Here is an 18,652-nt window from a genome sequence, read left to right as displayed (position 1 = left end):
ATGGATACAACCCGCACAAGCGGCGCAACCAGCAATGCGGAGCCTGCTACCCTGGCGATCAACGCGCTGTTCATTGGCGACATCGTTACCCAGCTCGTTTTCGTGCGTGATACGGACACGATCGCGGAGGTCGCCGAGAAGGTCGCCGCACACTCGGTCGGTATCCGGGTGCCGCGCAGGGACGCGCCGATGGTCGTCTATTTCAACGGCGTCGCGTTGCCGATGAGCGAGACGGTCGCGGGCGCCGGTATCGATGCGCTGCAATGCCTGACGGTGCGCTACGCGGAGTGAGTGGAGCGGAACATGACGCACTCAGCGAACCTCGTAGGACCCGTGCTGCGCATGGTCGACGACGTCGACGCCGTGGTGCGCGCCATCGTGGAGGACAACCCCGATCGGGAAGTCGAACTGGTCGATCGCGGCGCGTACATCAGGGTGCAGGCGGAAGGGTTTCTTCGCGTGAGCCGGGATACGATCGAGCGGCAGGTCGGAAGGCCGTACCAGATGCGCGAACTGGAGCAGATGCTCGCTTCGTTTGCCGGGCGCATCGAGACGACGTCGGACGAGGTGACATGGCAGTACACGGTCTGATGTCGAAGGCGTAACGCATGGGCGCAGAACATAAGGACGCTGATAATGGACGACTCCGCCTCGAATGCGAAAGCGAAACCGTTGCGCACATGGAGCGTGTTCGGCGAGATTCGCCGCGTGCCGAGCGAATACGAAATCGTCACGCACGAAGTGAATTACACGCTGCGCAAGCGCCGTACGGCAGCCTTCGAGTTGAACCCGACGACGCCGGCCAACATGTGGTACTTGACGTACCGGGACAAGTCGCCGGTGCAGGTTCCGGAGTGGAACGAATTTCGCGACCCGGACGAAATGACGTATCGCAAGTACGTAACGACCCAGGACGAACAGGAAAGCGTCATGAAAGGTGTGCTCGACCAATACGAGCGCACGGCGCATGACAGCGACGTCTCGGCGCGCTGGCTGGACACGCTGGCACATGTGCTCATCCCCACCCGTTACCCGGTTCACGGACTGCAGATGACGCAAGCCTACCTGGGCACGATCGCGCCTTCGTCGTACATCACGAATTGCGCTGCGTTCGCGGCCGGCGACCTGTTGCGGCGCGGCTCCCTCATTGCGTACCGCACGCGCCAGCTGCAACTGGCCCGTCCCGACGTGCATGTGCTGGTCGACGCGCGACGCATCTGGGAGGCAGACCTGGGTTGGCAGCCCGCGAGGAAGGCTCTGGAAACCGCGCTGATCACCTACGATTGGGCCGAGTGCCTGACCGCGGTGAATCTCGTGTTGCGCCCGGCGCTCGACGAAGTTCTGCTGGCGCAACTCGCAATCGTTGCGCGCAAGAATCGCGACGACCTGACCTGGCTGCTTCTCACGAACCTGGCGAGGGACTCGGCTCGCGCCGCGCGCTGGAGTTGCGCGCTTGCGCGTTTCGCCATTGCGCGCAACCCCGATAACGTCGGCAGTTTCGCGCGTTGGGTCAAAAAATGGCGCGGCCGCGCCGAGGATGCCGCCGGCGGCCTCGCGACCTTGCTCACCAGCGTATCGTCGCCGGGGCAGGAAGAGTTGAAGACGCTCGAGGCGGCCCGCAATGCCATTGCGGCGTCGCTCGAGGCGGCCGGCATTACCGAAGACATGGAGAAAACCGTCGTTGCCGCGAACACCTCCGCGAAACCATCGGCCGCGCCGCAATACATGGCGCCCCTGCTCAGCGACCCGCTGATCGCACTGTTCGAAAAATACGCCGTGGCGCCCGGCGCCAATCCGTGCCGCTGGACCGGGCTCACTTTCTACCGCTTCGAAAGTCCGGTGGCGCCACACTGGGACCAGACGGCCTCGCTGGCATTCTGCATCGTCGCGCAGGGACGCAAACGCGTGACGATCAACGGACGCAGATACTTTTTCGACCCCGCAAACTATTTTCTGATCAATCGGGCGACACGCTTGCAGGCCGAGATTCTCGAAGGCTCGCCCGCGCAACCGTTTCTGTCGATGATCTTGCAGATCCCGGCGGCGGCAGTCGCCGAAGTGCTGATCGAAAGCCTGCCTGGGCTGGAAGCGCAGGCAGGTGCGGATGTTGAGGAAGAAGAAGCCTACGTCTCGAAATTCGATGGCGACCTGCGCGACGCGGTCATCCGCTTTCTGAAGACGCTCGACGACGATAGCGAACGCCGCCTGCTCGGACCGCTGTTTCTGCGCGAGATCGTGTTCCGGCTGCTGCGTCAGGACCAGGCGCCGCGCCTCGTGACCGCGGCACTGTACGGAAAAACGTCGCGCAAGGTGTTCGCTGCGATTCGCTACATGCAGACTGAGTTCAACAAATCGATCACCATCGACGACATCGCCCGTGCGGTGGGGGCGAGCACGTCGACGCTCGCCCATTCGTTCAAGGAGATCATCGGTGTCTCGCCGTATCACTTTCTCAAGCAGTTGAGGCTCGAGCGCGCACGCGTGTTGATGATTCGCGAGGGCTGGGGCGTGAGCGAAGCCGCCGCCCGCACCGGCTATGCGAGTCCGTCGCATTTCGTGAAGGCATTTACCAGCTATTTTGGCGAGGCGCCGAGCCAGTACGCGAACCAGTTTCGCGGCAAGCCGACGCTCAATGTGATGGAGACGACCCAACCGGGGACGTAATGGAGCAGGACCCCTCCTGGATCGACGTGATGGACGCCGACGACCTCTGGATCGGCGAGATGGTCGCCGTGGAGTCCGCGCTCGGTCCGCTGCTGATGATCAATATCGACGGTGCGGTGCACGCGTATGAGAACCGTTGCCCCCACAGGGGCGGCCGGCTCAGCGACGGTGAATTCGCCAATGGCGTCATTGTGTGCCCGAATCACCGGTGGGAGTTTTGCGCACTTAGCGGCCGCGGGATCAACCCCACCGGCCAGCAATTGAACCCGCATCGGGTGCGGATCGTGGGCGGCCGCATCCTGGTTGCATCGGGCCAGTCGTAAATTCTTCAGTTCAATTGCCCTGACGCGGCGCGGCATGCATGCGCGCCCCACGTGTCAGCCGTTCCTCCTGAACCCAGCGTTGTCCTGATACGCCTTCACCGGCATTCAGCCGCCGAGGCGTCGAATCCTGCGAGATTCGCGTCAATTCCTGCAAATGGCAGGCGGCGCGCTGTACGCGCCGGAGACGCTTGCCTTCAATGAAGGCAAGCCGGGCAGGCGGCGAGACGTTGATCCGCTTTGCCGGCGCGTGTTTTTTTGCGACTCAGGAGGGCGCCATGCGTTGCCGGTCATTCCCTGGCGGTTTGCTGCCATGAAACCGCGCCCGACCGCTTCGACCCGTTCGCCGGGCGCCGCGGGGTCCTTCTCGTTCGGACCGTTCCGCTTGATTCCTGGGCAGCAACTGCTGCTCGAAGATGGCGCGCCCGTACATATCGGCAGCCGCGCGCTGCTACTTCTCACGGCGTTGGTCGAGAATGCGGGCGAGCTGGTCAGCAAGAGCGACCTGATTGCGCGCGCGTGGCCTGACGCCGTGGTCGACGAGGGCAATCTCAAGGTCCATATCGCAGCGCTTCGCAAGGCGCTTGGAGACGGCCTGCGCGGAAACCGGTATCTCGCCACGATCAGCGGACGCGGTTACACCTTCGTGGCCCCGGTCGAGTACGTCGAGCACAAGGTGTCGGCGCGGCGCAACGGAGCGGCTCAGGCCGCCTCCCGTCTGCCGGCAATACCGACCAACACGATCGGCCGCGCAGACGCGATCGAGAGGCTTGGCGATGCCTTGCCGCGTCAACGCCTCGTGACGGTGGTCGGCCCCGGCGGCATCGGCAAGACGGCCGTGGCGCTGTGCGCGGCGCAAGGCGCGCGCGAGAACTATGCGCACGGCGTGAGCTTCGTCGATCTCGGGCCGGTCGCGGAACCGGGCGCGTTCTTTGCCACCGTTGCGGGTGCGCTCGGTCTGATCATTCGCAGTACCGATAAACAGCCGGCAATCATGGCGCATCTACGCGAGCGGCAGATGCTGATCGTGCTCGACACCTGCGAACATGTGATCGACGAGGCGGCGTTGTTCGTGGAGCAGGTGATGCGCGGCGCACCGAATGTCGCGGTCTTGGCGACGAGCCGTCAATCGCTTCGTGCCAGCGGCGAGTATTTGCACCGGCTGCTGCCGTTGCCGAGTCCACCCGACGCGGTTGGGCTCACGGCGTCGGAGGCGTTGACGTTCTCGGCTGTCCAGCTGTTCGTCGATCGCGCCGCGGCGGGCCAGCAGGGATTCGCGCTCAACGACGAGAATGCGCCGATCGTTGGCGAAATCTGCCGGAATCTGGACGGGCTGCCTCTCGCGATCGAGCTGGTCGCGACGCGCTTCGATGCATTCGGTCTGCGCGGATTGTCCTTGCTGCTCGACGACAACAGACGGCTATTGAATCAGAGCCGGCGTACGACGTTGTTGCGTCACCGGACGCTCGCCGCCGCGCTCGAATGGAGCTACGAGCTGTTGCCGAGAGTGGAGCGTACGATACTGCGGCGCCTTTCCTTGTTTGCCGGCCCATTTACGCTCGAAGCGGCGAGCGCGCTCGCAGAAGATGGAGAAATCACCGCGAGCGATGTGATTGGCGGCGTGGCCCAGCTCGTCGAAAAATCGCTCCTGTCAGCCGACGTGAGCGGCTCGACCACCCGATATCGTTTGCTCAATACCACGCGCGCCTATGCGCTGCAAAAACTTGCCGATGGCGGTGAACTGGAGCAGATCACGCGGCGCTACGCCGAACGGCTTCCCGGCTTGTTCGCGCCGGCCGAGGCAAAAACCGGCATGCAGGCACGCAGGAAGTCGCGCGCGAACGGTCAGCGAAAGCAGTGAGTCTGGGTCGCGGGGGATTGCGCCGGCGGATCGCCGCCGCCTTGCGCCTGCGCCGCTTGCCGGGCGGCGAGCCGCGCCTCGGCCGCCTCGATGTTGAGAGGGAAGCGAAGATCGGACGCCTGGGTGGGCCAAAAGCCTTCGCTTTCCAGGTCATAGAGATGCTGCAGCACCTCGGCTCGCGTGCATGGCCCTGGCGCCTGTTGCGCGAGGGACACGGCGGGCGAGAGTCCCAGTTCGACGGCGATTATCGTGAGAATACGTAGATCCATATCGCTGAACCCGCCGTATAGTCCGAAGCCGCTAACTTCCGCTGAACAGGTTGCAGTAGCTGTGCGGACCCACGCATTCGCTATTGCCTGGTGTATTCCCGTTCTGCATTTGTTGCATACCCGGTGACCCGCTCTGGGAATCGTTTGCCGGCATGGTGGATTGCGCCTGAGCAAGTGCAGGCACCAGCAGGACAAAAAGAATGGTTGCTTTCACGAGCTTCATGTTCACACTCCTCGAGTGGCTTGAATCACGGCAAGGCCATCTTCGCATTGCCTGCCCGTCGCGGCTTTCCGGAAAGCGCTGGGAATTGCGGCTTTGCCCGAATCGGCGCATACCCCCTCTCTGACAAATCGGTTGGCACGTCTTAATATCGAGCACATGGTTTGCGTAGGCAGTCGACGCGCGTTTCGCGCCAATGTTTTCATGGAGGTCGAGATGAATATCGATTTGAGCGGCAAGAGTGCGGTGGTCAGCGGGTCCAGTTCCGGTATCGGGCTCGCCATTGCAACGGGGCTCGCTGCAAGCGGCGCACTGACGATCGTGAATGGACGCAAACAGCACGCAGTGGAGAGCGCCATCGCGCGTATCAAAGCCAGCGTGCCGGACGCGAACGTGCGCGGCGTGGCGTGCGATCTCGGCACGCTCGAAGGCGTCACTGCGTTTATCGAGCAGGTGCCCGAAACGGACATCCTCGTGAACAACCTCGGCTTCTTCGGGCCCGGCGATATCCTCAGCACCGCGGACGCGGAATGGGAGCGCTACTTCCAGGTCAACGTGATGTCGGGCGTGCGTATGACGCGCGCCTATCTCGACGGCATGATGCGCCGGCGCTGGGGCAGAATCGTGTTCATTTCGTCGGAATCGGGACTGGCGATTCCGCCCGACATGCTCGCATACGGATTCACGAAAACGGCCCAGTTGAGCATTTCGCGCGGCGTCGCCAAGTTCGCCGCCAATAGCGGCGTGACGGTGAACGCGGTGTTGCCCGGGCCGACGCTCTCGGAAGGCGCGCTCGAGATGGTCGCCGAGAGCGCGAGAGCACAAGGCAAGACGCCGGACCAGGTGCTCAACGAATTCGTCATCAATACGCGCGGTTCGTCGATTATCCGGCGCGCCGCGACGACCGAAGAAGTGGCCAATATGGTCGTCTACGTCTGCTCGCAGCAGGCTTCGGCCACGACGGGCGCTGCACTGAAAGTGGAAGGCGGGATCGTCGATACGATTGCCTGACGCACACGCGAGCAGGCATAGCCGGGCCTACCTCATCCGCCAGGGCGGTTCGGCTTCTTCGACCGTGCTGTCCGGACGGAAATAGTCGAACGCGAGCGAGGCCAGCGCAGCCGTCTTGAGGACGGTTTCAACCAGCGAGAGGCAAAAGAACCACGGCGAAAGCGAGTACATGCGCGGCAGCGCCATGGCGATGACGATGATGCTCACGGCACAGCAAAACGAAAACACGGCGAGCGCGAGATGGGCGCGGCGCAGTGTCCAGATCACGATGACGGTGAGGATCAGCTTGGCGACGAGTAACGCCGCGACCGGAAGAACCTCGGTCTCGCCTGCGAGTTCCCAGCGGGTTTCGAAGAGCGCCCACAGCCAGACCATGACGATCGATGTCTTCGACATCGTTCCCAGCGCAAGGCGATCGGGCACGGTGGTTTCACTCGTATCGATATCGGCAAAGGAGTGCGGGAATTCCGCGTGTGCAAAGTAACTGTCTTCGGCTTTCATGACAACCTCAACGACTTCGGGTAGAACACGATCGACTACGCGAAGCCAGTATGGAGGCGGTGTGGCAAGTGTTCTTTCTCGATGAACGCGCAAATTGCGCAGAAAAACGGGCGACGCGCGCCCGGCATGGAGGCGCGAAGCCATACGCAGCGGAGCTACCTTTTTTAACCGAAATTTACTGTCATTTCACCGGCACGGTTTCTAAGCTTTGAGGAACTGCGGCGCGGCGATAGAGGCCGAGATCGGCCGTGGGATTTGCCATGCATGAAAAAGCGTACGCGGCGGAGTGCGAAGCCGTTGAAATCCATTGCACGAAGGAGTCGGAGGCAAACAAGCGTGGCCGCACGCTGTTCGCTCTTGCGCTCGGGAGCTTTTGCATCGGCACCTCGGAGTTCGCGAGCATGGGCATTCTGCAGCTCTTCGCGTCGGACCTCGATATCGGTATTCCGCGCGCGACACATGCGGTCACGGCCTATGCGTTTGGCGTCGTCATTGGCGCACCGGTATTGACGTTGGCGGCGGCAAGGCTGAACCGTCGCACGCTCCTGCTGATTTTGATGGCGGTGTTCGCCGCGGGCAATCTGCTTTCCGCCGCGGCGACCCATATCGGCATGCTCGCCGTTGCCCGCTTCATCAGCGGTTTGCCACAAGGCGCGTATTTCGGCGCGGGCGCTTTTGTGGCGTCGTATATCGTTGGGCCCGGCGCGTCGGGCAAGGCGTTTGCATTCGTGATGACCGGGCTGACGATAGCGACGATCTTCGGCTCGCCGCTCGCGACGTTCCTCGGGCAGACACTGGGCTGGCGGGACACGTATATCGCCGTCGGCGTGCTGGCGCTGCTCGCGTTTGCCGCGTTGTGGGCCTGGCTGCCGGTGAACGACGCGTTGAATGGCGGCTCGTTGAGGCAGGAGCTTGGCGCGCTGCGCAAGCCGTCGGTCTGGGTCATGATGAGCGTCGCCGCGCTGGGCGTCGGCAGTATTTTCGCGGTCTACACGTTTATTGGCCCCTTCGTGACCGACGTCGCCAGGTTGCACGCGTCGGCAATTCCGGTTGCGCTGGCGCTCTTCGGTATCGGCATGACGCTGGGCAATGCCGCGGGAGGACACATAGCCGACAAGCACGACGCGCTGGGGCTGTTATTGGGCTTCGGTTCTGCGCTCGTCGTCCTGGCGCTGCTGGCGCTGTTCGGCCACTCGGTGTGGGTGCTGATGCTTTCGCTGTTCGGCGTCGGCGCGACCATGATGGGTGCCATTCCGACCATCCAGGTCCGCCTTACCCGCCTCGCGCCTGAAGCATCGACGCTGATGGGGGCAATGAATCTCGCCTCGCTGAACGTCGCGAATGCGCTTGGCGCCTGGGCCGGGGCGCTGGCGATCGGCGCCGGCTGGGGCCTCCTGTCCGCGGTTTGGGCGGGGTTTGCATTGACGCTCGCGGGACTGCTGGTGTTCGCGTTCGCGTTTGGCGCGCGCCGCCTCGGTTGAATGACGTGAACTAAAGAAGGCGCGGCGCTTCAATCCGCGCGTGGAGACCTCGCTTTATCAAGCGCACATTTGACGCTCCTTGCGACGATATCGAAGTCCGTGGGTTTGGGCAGGTAGGCCAGCGCGCCGTTGGCGAGGACAGCGGCTTCGTCGCGTGCGGTGGGATAGCCCGTGAGGAAGATGGTGGGAGGCGCGTAGCCGTTGGCCAGCAGGCAGGCGTGCATTTCGATGCCCGACATGCCCGGCATACTGACGTCGCTGATGAGGCAGTGGGTTTGGCTGATGGCGCCGGAATCCAGAAATGCGGCCGCGGATTCGAACGTCAGGACTTCCCAACCCATCGAGCGGATGGCGCTCGCCGTTGCCACGCGCATGGATTCGTCGTCTTCGACTATGGAAACAAGGGCGACAGGCGTCACGGTGTGCCCCCAACGGGAAACAGAAGATCTGCCTCGTAGACTAGTCCGACAAACGACTTTCGATAACCATACGTTCGTATAATATCGGCTGACTTCTGGCCGTTTTGGAGGTTTGGCGCGCTGCTACAATGGAATCGGGGTGGAGTCGTCGGTCCTTAATCGTTTTCTAACGTATGCAGCGTGCGGCGAGCGGTGCAACCGCCTGCCCCGACACGCGAGCGTCGTGACGCCCGAGGGAAGTCGGATGACTATCATGGCCAGGTCGACTACAGCGGATAACAGCGGCACGCCAGGGCCGTCGGTTGTCTATGTGATCGACGACGACGAGGAAATGAGACTCGCGCTAGGCGGCCTGCTTCGCTCGGTTGGACATCGCGTAGAGCTTTTCGATTCGCCGCACGCGTTCGTCAATTTCGCGCGCGACGACGTGCCGAGCTGCCTCATTCTCGACGTGAGGCTGAAGGGAGAAAACGGGCTCGCGTTCCAGCGTTCGATAGCGAAAATCGCGCCGCATATTCCCATCCTGTTCATCTCCGGTTATGCCGACGTCGAGATGTCGGTCAAGGCGATGAAAGCGGGAGCGGTGGACTTCTTCACGAAGCCGTTTCGCGAGCAGGACATGCTCGATGCGGTGGCGCAAGCGCTCATGCGCGACGCCGAGCGCCTCACTTCGGATTCCGCCTTGGCCGAACTGCGCCAACGCTTCGAAGCGCTGACACCGAAAGAGCACGAAGTGCTGGAGTTCGTGCTGGCCGGTCTGCTGAACAAGCAGATCGCCGAGGAAATGCATGTCAGCGAGATCACGGTGAAATTGCATCGCGGACAGGTCATGCGCAAGATGGGCATTCATTCGGTGGTCGATCTTGTCCGCCAGGCGCAAATGCTGGGCGTGGTGCCTCGCACGCCAACACGCCGCCGCTCATAGCGCTCGTTTGTCTGGCCCATGGCGCCGATTCACGCACGCGCCAGAAAAAATTTCCGGCGTTAAACGAAAGTATTAGACAGCAGCGCTTTCCATGTCGCGTCCCAGCCGCTCGTATGGCTGGTATTGCGAGCGCCTGGGCGGTATCGTTCGGACAACTACAAGGGAGACTCATACCAGACTGGGAGTCAGACATGAGTATTCGAAGCAGTTTGTTGAACGGTCCGCTGGGATTCGGCGCCGCCCCGCTCGGGAACATGTTCCGCAATATTCCCGAGGAAGAAGCGCTGGAAACGGTCGAGTCGGCGTGGCAGCAGGGGGTGCGCTATTTCGATACCGCACCGTTTTACGGCGCGGGGCTTTCCGAGTTGCGTATCGGCAAGGCGCTGTCGAAGCACAAGCGCGACGACTATATTCTCAGCACCAAGGTCGGCCGCCTGATTCTCGATGAAGTCGAAACCGGCAAGCGGGAATTCGGCGAAAAGGGCGGACTGTTCGAGTTCGCATTGCCGAACAAGATTCTCTACGACTATTCCGAGCGCGGCACCATGCAATCGCTCGAAGACAGCATGAAACGGCTTCAGGTCGATCGCATCGATTTCGTCTGGGTCCACGATATCGCGCAGGACTTTCATGGCGACGCGTGGCTCAAGGAATTCGAAGTGGCGCACACCGGCGCATTTCGCGCTTTGTCGAAGCTGCTCGACGAGGGCGTCATCAAGGGCTGGGGCCTCGGTGTGAATCGCGTCGAACCGATCGAGCTGACGCTCGGGCTCGCGGATGCGAAGCCCAATGGCATGCTGGTGGCGGGGCGCTATACGCTGCTGGATCACGAAGTCGCGCTGCAGCGGTTGATGCCCGCTGCGCTCGCGAAAGGGGTCGATATTGTCGTGGGTGGCCCGTATAGCTCGGGCGTGCTGGCCGGCGGCGCGCATTTCGAATATCAGAAGGCTTCACCGGAAATCCTCGCCAAGGTCGCGCGCATCCAGGCGCTCGCGCAGCGCTACGCGATTCCGGTCAAGGCAGCGGCCCTGCAGTTCGTGCTTGCGCATCCCGCCACGGCCGCAGTCATACCGGGCGCGAGCCGGCCCGAGCGTATCGCGGAAGACGTCGCCGCGCTGAAGGTGCGGATTCCCGATGACTTCTGGCGCGAAATGCGGGAGCAGGGCCTGGTCTCGCCGCTGGCGCCGTTACCCATCGACCGCAAGTAGGGGGACATCATGGCGGATGCTTTCGCAGCGCTCGACGTCGCGTTGCCGGCCGCAACGGTCTGGCAATTGATAGGCGGGTTCGGTTCCTTGCCCGACTGGTTGCCTTATATTCCGGAGAGCGAATTGACCGATGGCGGCCGTGTGCGTCATCTCTCCAATCCCGACGGCGATCCGATTGTCGAGCGCATGCTGTCGTTCAGCGAGGCTTCGCGCAGCTACAGCTATGCAATCCTGAAAGCGCCCTTTCCCGTGACCGATTATGTTTCGACACTGAGCGTGGTGGAGCAGGGCGCAACGGCGTGTCGCGTCGAGTGGTCGGGCAAGTTTGTGCCGGTTGGCGTGACGGAGCAGGAAGCGTCGCGTCTTTTCGCGCAGATCTATGAAGACGGACTCGACGCGCTCAAGGCGCGATTGGCAAAGCAGACGTGATACCGGCACGTACGGTTTAAATAACTATCTTCATACCGATGCGCCGTATTCGAGTCGTGTGGCGCCTCACTGATTCGATCGCGCTAATGGGTTCGCATGGCGGTGGCGATAACGCCGGTATATATTAGCTTTGTCGAATCCTTTGGGGCACTTCAGTGAGCGATAAGCATGCTGTCACCCGCAGCGGTGAGGCGCCAACGGTCTTCCTGGTCGACGACGACGACGACGTCAGGGAGTCGCTCGAGCAACTGCTAAGGTCGGTGGGAATGAAGGCCAGTGCGTTCTCACGCGGCGAGGCGTTGATCGATGCGTTCGAAAGCGGCACCATTCGCAGTCCCGCGTGTATCGTGCTGGACGTGCGCCTGCGCGGTGCGAGCGGACTGATGGTGCAGCAGGCGCTTTCGCAGCGTGGCATCGCGCATCCCGTCATTTTCATCACGGGGCATGGCGACATCGTGATGACGGTGAAAGCCATGAAGGCCGGCGCAGTCAATTTCCTCACCAAACCCGTTCGCGACCAGGATCTGCTCGAAGCGATAGCGGAAGCCGTCGATCTCGATCGGCGAAGGATCGAGGATGTCGCGGCGGCGCAGGACGTCAAGAGCCGCTGGCTCGAACTGACGCCGCGGCAGAGACAGGTCATGCATTGCGTCGCCTGTGGCGCATCGAATCGCGAGATCGCCGACGAGTTGGGCATCACGGAGATCACGGTGAAGATCTATCGCGGCGAGGGCATGCGACGCCTCGGAACCAAGACCCTCAGCGAGTTCCTCTCCAAGGCGGAGATGCTCGGAATCATCGACGGGGCGTCGCACGATCTGCTCGGCGCCAATTGACGGACCCGGGGCGGCGCATCCTGCCGCCGCCCCGCCACCGAACGATGCATATCAGTGGCCGGCTTCGCGCATTCGCACGTTGTTGGTCACGTTCGATACGCCCGGTACGGTAGCGGCAGCCGTGCCGGCGAGCTGGATCTGATCCTCGTCCGGTACCGTGCCGTCGAGCGTGATCTTGCCGCTGCGCGCGACGACGATGATGCCGCCCGCGTCGAGATCCCTGGTCTTCGTGAGCGTGCGCCTCACCTGGTTTTCGAGTTGGCGATTCTGGGCCCGGATGGTCTTCTTGCTGACCGTTGTCGATGGGGGTGCCGACGCGTCGGTTTGAGCCAATGACGGGGCGATAGCCAGAGCGGAAGTGACCGTCAACGCCACGATGGGCAAAAGCTTGCGTAAGAACATCGCTGTGCTCCTTGGAAGAAAGAGGGGTCACGCCGCGTGAGAATGGCGTCTGAACGTCGCCCTCCAGAAGCATTTTCATCTGCTTCGTTTCCCGAAGTCTTTCCCAATCGCACCGTATTTTAAGCGGCGTATCACTTTCGATCGCTCTCGCGCCAGCCGACCGCGATACTACGACGCTTTACTACTTTTAACTTCCCGTCCCGGTGCGCGGGTGGCATATTGGGCTCAACACCCGGCGTTCAGTTGGTCATTCGGCTTGCCCATCCATTCGCGATGGATACGGACTATTCAAACGATTCGAACTATTCGGCATGCAGACGCGAGAGGCAGATTCATGATCCAGATCGTTCACCCGGCGCAAATCTTGCTCAGCAAGCTCGATGGCTTTCGCCTGGAATTCACGGAATCGAATGCTCGTGCCGATATCGTGTTGCACCGGCCGCCGCTCAATATCGTGAACCTGGAACAGCGCGAACAATTGCGTGTGGTTTTCGAGGCGCTGGACGAAGACCCCCGTGTGCGCGTGATCGTGCTTCGCTCGGCGGGCGAGCATTTTTCGGGGGGCGGTGATCTCGGCGGACTCGTCGAAGCCTCCGCGGAGCGCATTGCGCGGCTGGCGTGGAGCGTAGCTGCGCCAGCGCGCTGCGGCAAGCCCGTGATCGCCGCGAATCGCGGCTACTGTTTTGGGGTGGGGTTCGAGCTGTCGCTGGCCTGCGATTTTCGTCTTGCAACGGAAACGACACTGTATGCGTTGTCGGAGCAGAGACTCGGCGAGTTGCCGGGATCGGGCGGCTCGGCGCGGCTCCAGAAAATGGTGGGAACGAGCCGTACCAAGGATATCGTGATGCGTTCGCGCCAGATTCCCGGACCGCAGGCTTATGACTGGGGCATTGCGACCGAGTTCGTGCCCGATAGCGATCTGGAGAGCGCCACCGACGAGATGGTGTCCGAACTGCTCGCGTGCTCGCCGTCGGCGCAGCGCGCTGCGAAGCGCCTCCTGAACGCCATCGACGACACGTCGCTTTCGATGGGGATCGCGCTCGATGGCCATCTCAACGGAAGGCTGCACGAGCCTGGCGAGTACCGGGAAAGAATGGAAGCGTTCGGCGAGCAGTGATGGCCGGTCGCCGCATTTGCCCAGTGATTCTCGAGGTCCAGCTTATGAAGATCAGCGTTTTCGCGAGCATCGTCCCCAAGCCGGAGCATGTTGAGGACGTCGAGGAAGAATTGCTCAGGATGGTGAGCGCGTCGCGCAAGGAGCCCGGCAACCTGCGCTACGACCTTTATCGCATTTCGGAAGGGCCAACGAGCTTCCATTTATTCGAGACTTACGACGGTCCTGCCGCAATGGATGCGCACCGGGCGAGCGCGCACTATCAGAACTATCGCGCCAAGGTCGTGAACTGGCTGCTTTCGACACCCGATGTCAAGGTGCTGACCGCCGTCGAAGCCGCCAGTTAACGATATGGTCCGCGGATAGGGTCCGCGCTCACTCGCTTTCGAAGAGGTCTCTGAAGCGGCGAGGCTGTGAGCGCAAATAGGGCTTCGGCGCGCGCACATGGGCACCGAGGTCCGCTGCGGCATGCCAGGGCCAGCGCGGGTCGTAGAGTATCGCGCGGGCCAGCGCGATGAAATCGGCGTCTCCCGTCGACACGATGGCATCGGCCTGCTCGAAGCCCGTGATCAATCCAACCGCGACCACCCGCATCGAAACCGTTTCTTTGACCGCACGCGCGAGCGGCACCTGGTAGTTGGGTCCCACTGGAATCTTCTGGTCGGGGTGCAGGCCGCCGCTCGTCACGTGGATGGCGTCACACCCGCGCGCTTCGAGCGCCGCGGCAAATGCGATGGTCTGCTCGATATCCCAGCCGCCTTCGACCCAATCGGTGCCCGATACGCGCACGGTGACCGGTTTATTGCGGGGAAAGGCTTCGCGAACCTCGTCGAAGACTTCGAGCGGAAATCGCATGCGGTTTTCGAGCGAGCCGCCGTATTCGTCGGTGCGCCGGTTGGAGAGCGGCGAAAGGAACTGATGCAGAAGGTAGCCGTGGCCGATATGCAGCTGAATCAGGTCGATGCCGATGCGATGTGCGCGATGCGTCGCGGCGACAAAGGCGTTGCGCACACGGCGCAGCCCTTCATGATCGAGTTCGACTGGTGGAACGTAGTTTTCTGCGTACGCCACCGGCGAGGGCGCTTCGGTTTGCCAGCCGAGCGCGTGGTCGGGCGGAAATTGAGCGGGCTTTTTCCACGGCACCTCCGTTGAGGCCTTACGCCCGGCATGACTCAGCTGAATGCCGACGGGGACGTCCGAGCAGTGCCGGATTGCCTCCAGCGTGCGCCGCATCGCGGCTTCCGTCTGGTCGTCGTAGAGCCCCACATCGGCGTAGGTGATACGGCCTTCGGGCACAACGGCCGTCGCTTCGATGGTGAGCAGCGCGGCGCCGGAGATGGCCAGGTGGCCCAGATGCACGACATGCCAGTCGTTCATGCATCCGTGCTTTGCGGAGTACTGGCACATCGGCGCGATGATGATGCGGTTTGCCAACTCGAGATTGCCAACTCTCAGCGGCATGAACAAGGCAGGGTTCGCCAAGATGGCCTCCGTACGCGTAGACGTGAATCAGGCAGGGACCAGGATAATGCGGCGCGTGACCGTCGCATAGCCCTACGATGGGCTCGATGCGCTCGCACAATCCGTATCAGGCTTATACCAAGGTTTAGGGTGCCGCCGATGCGGGTTTTTCGAGGCGGCCGCGACGATGGTCGATTCGTTCGCCGCACGCGGCGACGCTTCCCATACGAACGTATAGTGCCTGCACGGAGGGCGGCGATTGACGTATGCCATGGTAGCGTGGACTTGCGTGCAGCGGACGACTACTCTGGAATCGTCGTGAAGAGCGCCGGCATGGGGCTCACGCGGCGGGTCTTCTGGAGTCAGTGAACATGTATCAGTATGAGCAAGTGACGTTACACAACTGGATCATCGTTTGCAGCGATGCGTATATGGAATTTACCTTCGTCCCGTGGCTCGGTCGAAATGTCTATCGGCGCACCGTCGATTACCGGGACGTCTGCCTGCAATAGCCGACGTATTCACCGCATGAAAAAGATTGGACAGGTCATGGCGCAGCCTGCATGTCATTCCAATGAAAGCCACCTCTGAGGATCTCGCCATCTTCGTCAGCGTTGTCGAATCGGGTTCGATTACAGCGGCGTCGCAAATCCTTGGGCTTGCCCCCTCGGCGGTCAGCCGTACGCTGTCGAAGCTCGAAGAGAAGGTCGGCGCGACCCTGCTCAACCGCACGACGCGCCGCATGCATCTCACCGAGGAAGGCGCGTTCTACCTCGGCCATGCGCGGGAAATTCTGCACCGCATGGAAGATCTCGAAGAGCGTCTCACATGGCGCCTGCAAGCGCCGGTGGGAAGGTTGCGCATCAATGCGGCGTCCGCTTTCATGCTGCATGCGATCGTGCCGCACATCGGGGAATTCCGCCGCATTTATCCCGACATCGAACTCCAGCTCAACACGAGCGAATTCAATATCGACCTGTTGGCCGAGAGCACCGATATCGCGATTCGCGTCGGCGCATTGAGCGATTCGACGCTGCGCGCGCGGCCGTTGGGCGCGGTGCAAATGCAGGTGGTGGCCAGCCCCGAATACCTCGTTCGCCATGGCGAACCCGCGACTGTTCAGGGCCTGGCTGGCCACTTGCTGATCGGCTTCACGGAGCGCGAGTGCCGCAACGTCTGGCCCATGCGCAGCGCCGACGGAAAGTGTCTCCAGGTGCGTCCTGCCTTGAGCGCCTCGAGCGGCGAGACGATCCGTCAACTGGCGCTGGCGGGGCAGGGTATCGCCTGTCTTGCCAACTTCATGACCGCGCAGGACATCGCCGCCGGCCGCCTCGTGAAACTGACGTTCGAGGCCCTAAACAACGAGCTGCAACCGGTGCACGCGGTGTTCTACCGCAACCTGACGCTCTCCATCCGCATTCAGTGCTTTCTCGACTTCATTCAGTCGCGCCTGAAAAACACGCTCATTGCGCTCGACTGACCCTGGGAGCTCGTGTGGACAATCCGCTGATCTTCGGCTTTGCGCTGGTGGCCATCGACGTCGCGCTGTGGCGCAGCGCCGTGCCGCGCAACGAAGTGGCGAGACTCCTCACGCGGCTGTGCATCTATGGGGCGCTGAGTGCGCTGCTGTTCAGTTCGGGGCTGAGTCCTTTTTTCCAGCCGCCGTTCGAAGGCTCGCGCGCGCTGCATGTGGCGGGCGCGGTGCTCGAGATCATCTGGTGGCTGACCGGCGCGCGCCTCCTGAGCGTCGTGCTCGACACGCTGTTCCTGCCGGAGACGTGGCGCCGTCAACGGCTCTTCGAAGACGTATTCGGCGCGGTCGCGTTTCTTGCCGCCGTGGTCGCCTCGCTGGCCTTCGTTCTCGAACTGCCGGTGCGTGGTCTCGTTGCCACGTCTGGCGCGCTCGCGATCGTTCTGGGCCTCGCGATCCAGAGTACGCTCAGCGACGTCTTTGCGGGCATCGTGATCAATACCACCGAGCCATATGAAGTCGGCAACTGGGTTTCCATCGACGGCGTGGAAGGCAAGGTGCTGGAGATGAACTGGCGCGCAACGCATTTACTGACCGGGCAAGGCGACGTCATCATCGTGCCGAACGCCGTGGCCGCGAAGGCGAAGATCACCAACAGCAGCCGCCCCGCGGCGCTGCACGGCCTGACCATCACGCTCGAAATCACGCCCGAGGCGCGGCCCGGTGTCGTACTCGATGCGCTCCGTCTCGCGCTCGAGGGCGTGCGCGCGGTGCTCGCCGAGCCGGCGCCGTCGGTGCTCGTGAAGGGGGCCAGCGTCCAGTCGCTCTCGTACGAAGTGACCGCCTTTGTCGACGACATGGGCAAGAAAGCCGCGGTGTCCAACGAGCTTTACGATCTTTGCTATCGCCACCTCGCTGCGGCCGGGGTCGATCTCAGAGCCCCCGGCGCTTCCCGCCCGCGCGACCCGACGGCGGGCGCAGGCGATGGACGCATTGACGTGCTGCGCCGCGTCCAGCTATTTGCCGCGTTGCCGCTCGAAGAACTCGCGCGGCTCGCACAAGCGCTGTCCTGCCACGCCTACGAAGCGGGCGAGGTGCTGATCACGTCGGGCAGCGTGTCCGACGCGCTCATGATCGTCGATTCCGGCGTGCTCTCAGCGGTTGCCAGCAAGGGCGAGGAACAGATCGAGGTCGCACGGTTCGGGCCGGGCGAGACGTGCGGCGAAGATGGCTTGCTTGCAGGACTGGCGGCACGCATGACGGTCACGGCCCTCACGAATGGCGTGATCTATCGCGCGAAAAAAGATGCGCTGACGCCCCTCTTCAAGAACTACCCGCACATCGTCCAGTCGATGTGCGGACTGCTTTCGCGTCGTCAACAGACGCTCGACAGGATGGGTACGTCCAAGCCTGCCGCCCAATCGGAAGAGTCGTTCTTTCAATGGCTGATCGACAGAGTCCGCGAGTTGCACGACCTGACGTTTTGAGTCCCGCAACGCGGCATCGGCGTATTCCCGTAGCAAGGTCTTTTGCGAACTCGCATGGCATTCGACGCGTTTCAGCCTGTTTGATTATCGTTAGCAGTGCGTCACACGAGACGGTACGGATAATCGAGGGGCGACATGCCACGATCCTACGATAGCCTCACGCTGGACGATGCGAAGAAGATGGTTGGCGCCGCGGAGGCGCGAGCCACGAGCCTTGGCATCGCGTACAACATCGCGGTGGTCGACGCGGGCGGACATCTGATCGCGTTTCTTCGCCAGGACGGCGCGCTGATCGGCAGCATCGATCTTGCGATCGACAAGGCGGCGACCGCCCGGATCTTCGACACGGCGACCGCCGATCTGGCGACGCTCGCACAGTCGGGCAAGCCGCTCTACGGCATACAGGAATCCAACGCCGGCAAGGTGGTGATCTTCGGCGGTGGCATTCCAATCGTTTTCAAAGGCAATGTCATTGGCGCGGTGGGCACGAGTGCGGGAACCGTCGAGCAGGACATCGAGGTTGCCGAGGCGGCGCTCGCCGCGCTCGACTTCTGAACGCGCATGGCGAAATGA

22 protein-coding genes are annotated in these 18,652 nt (G+C 62.4%); 16 read left to right on the top strand and 6 right to left on the bottom strand.

Annotation, left to right across the window (positions count from 1 at the left end; translation table 11 throughout):
- The 5 genes from AB4Y40_RS07315 to AB4Y40_RS07295 all read left to right on the top strand — a co-directional run bounded on the left by AB4Y40_RS07315 (position 1) and on the right by AB4Y40_RS07295 (position 4,845).
- A complete protein-coding gene (locus tag AB4Y40_RS07315) occupies positions 1 to 291 on the top strand; it encodes a toluene-4-monooxygenase system B family protein (RefSeq protein ID WP_368687075.1) in 291 nt (96 codons plus the stop codon).
- A 12-nt stretch (positions 292 to 303) separates the two neighbouring features.
- A complete protein-coding gene (locus tag AB4Y40_RS07310) occupies positions 304 to 591 on the top strand; it encodes an MmoB/DmpM family protein (RefSeq protein WP_368687074.1) in 288 nt (95 codons plus the stop codon).
- 45 nt (positions 592 to 636) lie between these two features.
- A complete protein-coding gene (locus tag AB4Y40_RS07305; RefSeq protein ID WP_368687073.1) occupies positions 637 to 2,664 on the top strand; it encodes an AraC family transcriptional regulator N-terminal domain-containing protein in 2,028 nt (675 codons plus the stop codon).
- Complete coding sequence (locus AB4Y40_RS07300; protein WP_368687072.1) at positions 2,664 to 2,987, top strand: Rieske (2Fe-2S) protein; 324 nt, start codon at positions 2,664 to 2,666, stop codon at positions 2,985 to 2,987. Before AB4Y40_RS07305 ends, AB4Y40_RS07300 begins: the two co-directional genes overlap by 1 nt.
- Before the next feature lie 310 nt (positions 2,988 to 3,297).
- Complete coding sequence (locus AB4Y40_RS07295) at positions 3,298 to 4,845, top strand: winged helix-turn-helix domain-containing protein (RefSeq protein WP_368687071.1); 1,548 nt, start codon at positions 3,298 to 3,300, stop codon at positions 4,843 to 4,845.
- Here AB4Y40_RS07295 and AB4Y40_RS07290 read toward each other — a convergent pair.
- Both AB4Y40_RS07290 and AB4Y40_RS07285 read right to left on the bottom strand, forming a co-directional pair.
- Positions 4,830 to 5,015: a hypothetical protein gene (locus AB4Y40_RS07290; protein WP_368687070.1), complete on the bottom strand. Its 186-nt coding sequence runs from the start codon at positions 5,013 to 5,015 to the stop codon at positions 4,830 to 4,832. The genes AB4Y40_RS07295 and AB4Y40_RS07290 overlap by 16 nt on opposite strands.
- Before the next feature lie 130 nt (positions 5,016 to 5,145).
- The gene (locus AB4Y40_RS07285; RefSeq protein ID WP_368687069.1) at positions 5,146 to 5,337 is read right to left on the bottom strand and encodes a hypothetical protein; all 192 of its coding nucleotides are present in this window, start codon (positions 5,335 to 5,337) and stop codon (positions 5,146 to 5,148) included.
- Positions 5,338 to 5,550: 213 nt separating this feature from the next.
- Here AB4Y40_RS07285 and AB4Y40_RS07280 point away from each other — a divergent pair, with 213 nt between their 5' ends.
- Positions 5,551 to 6,345, top strand: a complete 795-nt coding sequence (locus AB4Y40_RS07280; RefSeq protein ID WP_368687068.1) for an SDR family NAD(P)-dependent oxidoreductase — start codon at positions 5,551 to 5,553, stop codon at positions 6,343 to 6,345.
- Positions 6,346 to 6,372: 27 nt separating this feature from the next.
- Here the strand turns inward: AB4Y40_RS07280 and AB4Y40_RS07275 are convergent, their stop codons facing one another.
- The gene (locus AB4Y40_RS07275; protein WP_368687067.1) at positions 6,373 to 6,846 is read right to left on the bottom strand and encodes a hypothetical protein; all 474 of its coding nucleotides are present in this window, start codon (positions 6,844 to 6,846) and stop codon (positions 6,373 to 6,375) included.
- 260 nt (positions 6,847 to 7,106) lie between these two features.
- Between AB4Y40_RS07275 and AB4Y40_RS07270 the strand changes: the two genes are divergently transcribed.
- Positions 7,107 to 8,327 (top strand): MFS transporter, encoded by a 1,221-nt coding sequence (locus tag AB4Y40_RS07270; protein WP_368687066.1) that lies wholly within the window; start codon positions 7,107 to 7,109, stop codon positions 8,325 to 8,327.
- Between the two features lie 29 nt (positions 8,328 to 8,356).
- Here AB4Y40_RS07270 and AB4Y40_RS07265 read toward each other — a convergent pair whose 3' ends face one another.
- On the bottom strand, positions 8,357 to 8,746 hold the full coding sequence (locus tag AB4Y40_RS07265) for a response regulator transcription factor (protein ID WP_368687065.1): 390 nt from the start codon (positions 8,744 to 8,746) through the stop codon (positions 8,357 to 8,359).
- A gap of 253 nt (positions 8,747 to 8,999) precedes the next feature.
- Here AB4Y40_RS07265 and AB4Y40_RS07260 point away from each other — a divergent pair, with 253 nt between their 5' ends.
- From AB4Y40_RS07260 to AB4Y40_RS07245, 4 genes are all read left to right on the top strand, one after another.
- The gene (locus AB4Y40_RS07260; protein WP_368687064.1) at positions 9,000 to 9,671 is read left to right on the top strand and encodes a response regulator transcription factor; all 672 of its coding nucleotides are present in this window, start codon (positions 9,000 to 9,002) and stop codon (positions 9,669 to 9,671) included.
- A 191-nt stretch (positions 9,672 to 9,862) separates the two neighbouring features.
- Positions 9,863 to 10,879, top strand: coding sequence for an aldo/keto reductase (locus AB4Y40_RS07255; protein WP_368687063.1), 1,017 nt, complete (start codon positions 9,863 to 9,865; stop codon positions 10,877 to 10,879).
- A 9-nt stretch (positions 10,880 to 10,888) separates the two neighbouring features.
- Positions 10,889 to 11,308, top strand: coding sequence for an SRPBCC family protein (locus AB4Y40_RS07250; RefSeq protein ID WP_368687062.1), 420 nt, complete (start codon positions 10,889 to 10,891; stop codon positions 11,306 to 11,308).
- 155 nt (positions 11,309 to 11,463) lie between these two features.
- The gene (locus AB4Y40_RS07245) at positions 11,464 to 12,144 is read left to right on the top strand and encodes a response regulator transcription factor (RefSeq protein ID WP_368687061.1); all 681 of its coding nucleotides are present in this window, start codon (positions 11,464 to 11,466) and stop codon (positions 12,142 to 12,144) included.
- A 51-nt stretch (positions 12,145 to 12,195) separates the two neighbouring features.
- Here AB4Y40_RS07245 and AB4Y40_RS07240 read toward each other — a convergent pair whose 3' ends face one another.
- Positions 12,196 to 12,546 carry a BON domain-containing protein gene (locus AB4Y40_RS07240; RefSeq protein WP_368687060.1) on the bottom strand — a complete coding sequence of 117 codons (351 nt, stop codon included), beginning with the start codon at positions 12,544 to 12,546 and terminating at the stop codon, positions 12,196 to 12,198.
- Positions 12,547 to 12,880: 334 nt separating this feature from the next.
- Between AB4Y40_RS07240 and AB4Y40_RS07235 the strand changes: the two genes are divergently transcribed.
- Both AB4Y40_RS07235 and AB4Y40_RS07230 read left to right on the top strand, forming a co-directional pair.
- Positions 12,881 to 13,663 (top strand): enoyl-CoA hydratase/isomerase family protein, encoded by a 783-nt coding sequence (locus tag AB4Y40_RS07235; protein WP_368687059.1) that lies wholly within the window; start codon positions 12,881 to 12,883, stop codon positions 13,661 to 13,663.
- Between the two features lie 44 nt (positions 13,664 to 13,707).
- On the top strand, positions 13,708 to 14,007 hold the full coding sequence (locus AB4Y40_RS07230) for a putative quinol monooxygenase (protein ID WP_368687058.1): 300 nt from the start codon (positions 13,708 to 13,710) through the stop codon (positions 14,005 to 14,007).
- Positions 14,008 to 14,035: 28 nt separating this feature from the next.
- On the opposite strand, the gene AB4Y40_RS07225 is transcribed toward AB4Y40_RS07230, so the two are convergent.
- On the bottom strand, positions 14,036 to 15,142 hold the full coding sequence (locus tag AB4Y40_RS07225; protein WP_368687057.1) for an NADH:flavin oxidoreductase/NADH oxidase: 1,107 nt from the start codon (positions 15,140 to 15,142) through the stop codon (positions 14,036 to 14,038).
- 553 nt (positions 15,143 to 15,695) lie between these two features.
- Between AB4Y40_RS07225 and AB4Y40_RS07220 the strand changes: the two genes are divergently transcribed.
- From AB4Y40_RS07220 to AB4Y40_RS07210, 3 genes are all read left to right on the top strand, one after another.
- Positions 15,696 to 16,601 carry a LysR family transcriptional regulator gene (locus tag AB4Y40_RS07220; protein WP_368687056.1) on the top strand — a complete coding sequence of 302 codons (906 nt, stop codon included), beginning with the start codon at positions 15,696 to 15,698 and terminating at the stop codon, positions 16,599 to 16,601.
- 14 nt (positions 16,602 to 16,615) lie between these two features.
- Positions 16,616 to 18,079: a mechanosensitive ion channel domain-containing protein gene (locus tag AB4Y40_RS07215; RefSeq protein WP_368687055.1), complete on the top strand. Its 1,464-nt coding sequence runs from the start codon at positions 16,616 to 16,618 to the stop codon at positions 18,077 to 18,079.
- 135 nt (positions 18,080 to 18,214) lie between these two features.
- Positions 18,215 to 18,634: a heme-binding protein gene (locus tag AB4Y40_RS07210; protein WP_368687054.1), complete on the top strand. Its 420-nt coding sequence runs from the start codon at positions 18,215 to 18,217 to the stop codon at positions 18,632 to 18,634.
- Positions 18,635 to 18,652: the final 18 nt, after the last annotated feature.

This window comes from Paraburkholderia sp. EG287B (assembly GCF_040965595.1).
Lineage (GTDB): Bacteria > Pseudomonadota > Gammaproteobacteria > Burkholderiales > Burkholderiaceae > Paraburkholderia.
The sequence above is the reverse complement of the archived record's forward strand: the minus strand, read 5'-3'. Positions and strand labels throughout refer to the sequence as shown.

Bases quoted from the DNA above. Each gene is read 5' to 3' on its own strand.
- AB4Y40_RS07260 (WP_368687064.1), top strand. From the start codon at position 9,000: ATGGCCAGGTCGACTACAGCGGATAACAGCGGCACGCCAGGGCCGTCG.
- AB4Y40_RS07310 (WP_368687074.1), top strand. From the start codon at position 304: ATGACGCACTCAGCGAACCTCGTAGGACCCGTGCTGCGCATGGTCGAC.
- AB4Y40_RS07210 (WP_368687054.1), top strand. From the start codon at position 18,215: ATGCCACGATCCTACGATAGCCTCACGCTGGACGATGCGAAGAAGATG.
- AB4Y40_RS07275 (WP_368687067.1), bottom strand. From the start codon at position 6,846: ATGAAAGCCGAAGACAGTTACTTTGCACACGCGGAATTCCCGCACTCC.
- AB4Y40_RS07285 (WP_368687069.1), bottom strand. From the start codon at position 5,337: ATGAAGCTCGTGAAAGCAACCATTCTTTTTGTCCTGCTGGTGCCTGCA.
- AB4Y40_RS07235 (WP_368687059.1), top strand. From the start codon at position 12,881: ATGATCCAGATCGTTCACCCGGCGCAAATCTTGCTCAGCAAGCTCGAT.
- AB4Y40_RS07230 (WP_368687058.1), top strand. From the start codon at position 13,708: ATGAAGATCAGCGTTTTCGCGAGCATCGTCCCCAAGCCGGAGCATGTT.
- AB4Y40_RS07270 (WP_368687066.1), top strand. From the start codon at position 7,107: ATGCATGAAAAAGCGTACGCGGCGGAGTGCGAAGCCGTTGAAATCCAT.
- AB4Y40_RS07240 (WP_368687060.1), bottom strand. From the start codon at position 12,546: ATGTTCTTACGCAAGCTTTTGCCCATCGTGGCGTTGACGGTCACTTCC.
- AB4Y40_RS07315 (WP_368687075.1), top strand. From the start codon at position 1: ATGGATACAACCCGCACAAGCGGCGCAACCAGCAATGCGGAGCCTGCT.
- AB4Y40_RS07295 (WP_368687071.1), top strand. From the start codon at position 3,298: ATGAAACCGCGCCCGACCGCTTCGACCCGTTCGCCGGGCGCCGCGGGG.
- AB4Y40_RS07250 (WP_368687062.1), top strand. From the start codon at position 10,889: ATGGCGGATGCTTTCGCAGCGCTCGACGTCGCGTTGCCGGCCGCAACG.
- AB4Y40_RS07255 (WP_368687063.1), top strand. From the start codon at position 9,863: ATGAGTATTCGAAGCAGTTTGTTGAACGGTCCGCTGGGATTCGGCGCC.
- AB4Y40_RS07220 (WP_368687056.1), top strand. From the start codon at position 15,696: ATGAAAGCCACCTCTGAGGATCTCGCCATCTTCGTCAGCGTTGTCGAA.
- AB4Y40_RS07305 (WP_368687073.1), top strand. From the start codon at position 637: ATGGACGACTCCGCCTCGAATGCGAAAGCGAAACCGTTGCGCACATGG.
- AB4Y40_RS07280 (WP_368687068.1), top strand. From the start codon at position 5,551: ATGAATATCGATTTGAGCGGCAAGAGTGCGGTGGTCAGCGGGTCCAGT.
- AB4Y40_RS07300 (WP_368687072.1), top strand. From the start codon at position 2,664: ATGGAGCAGGACCCCTCCTGGATCGACGTGATGGACGCCGACGACCTC.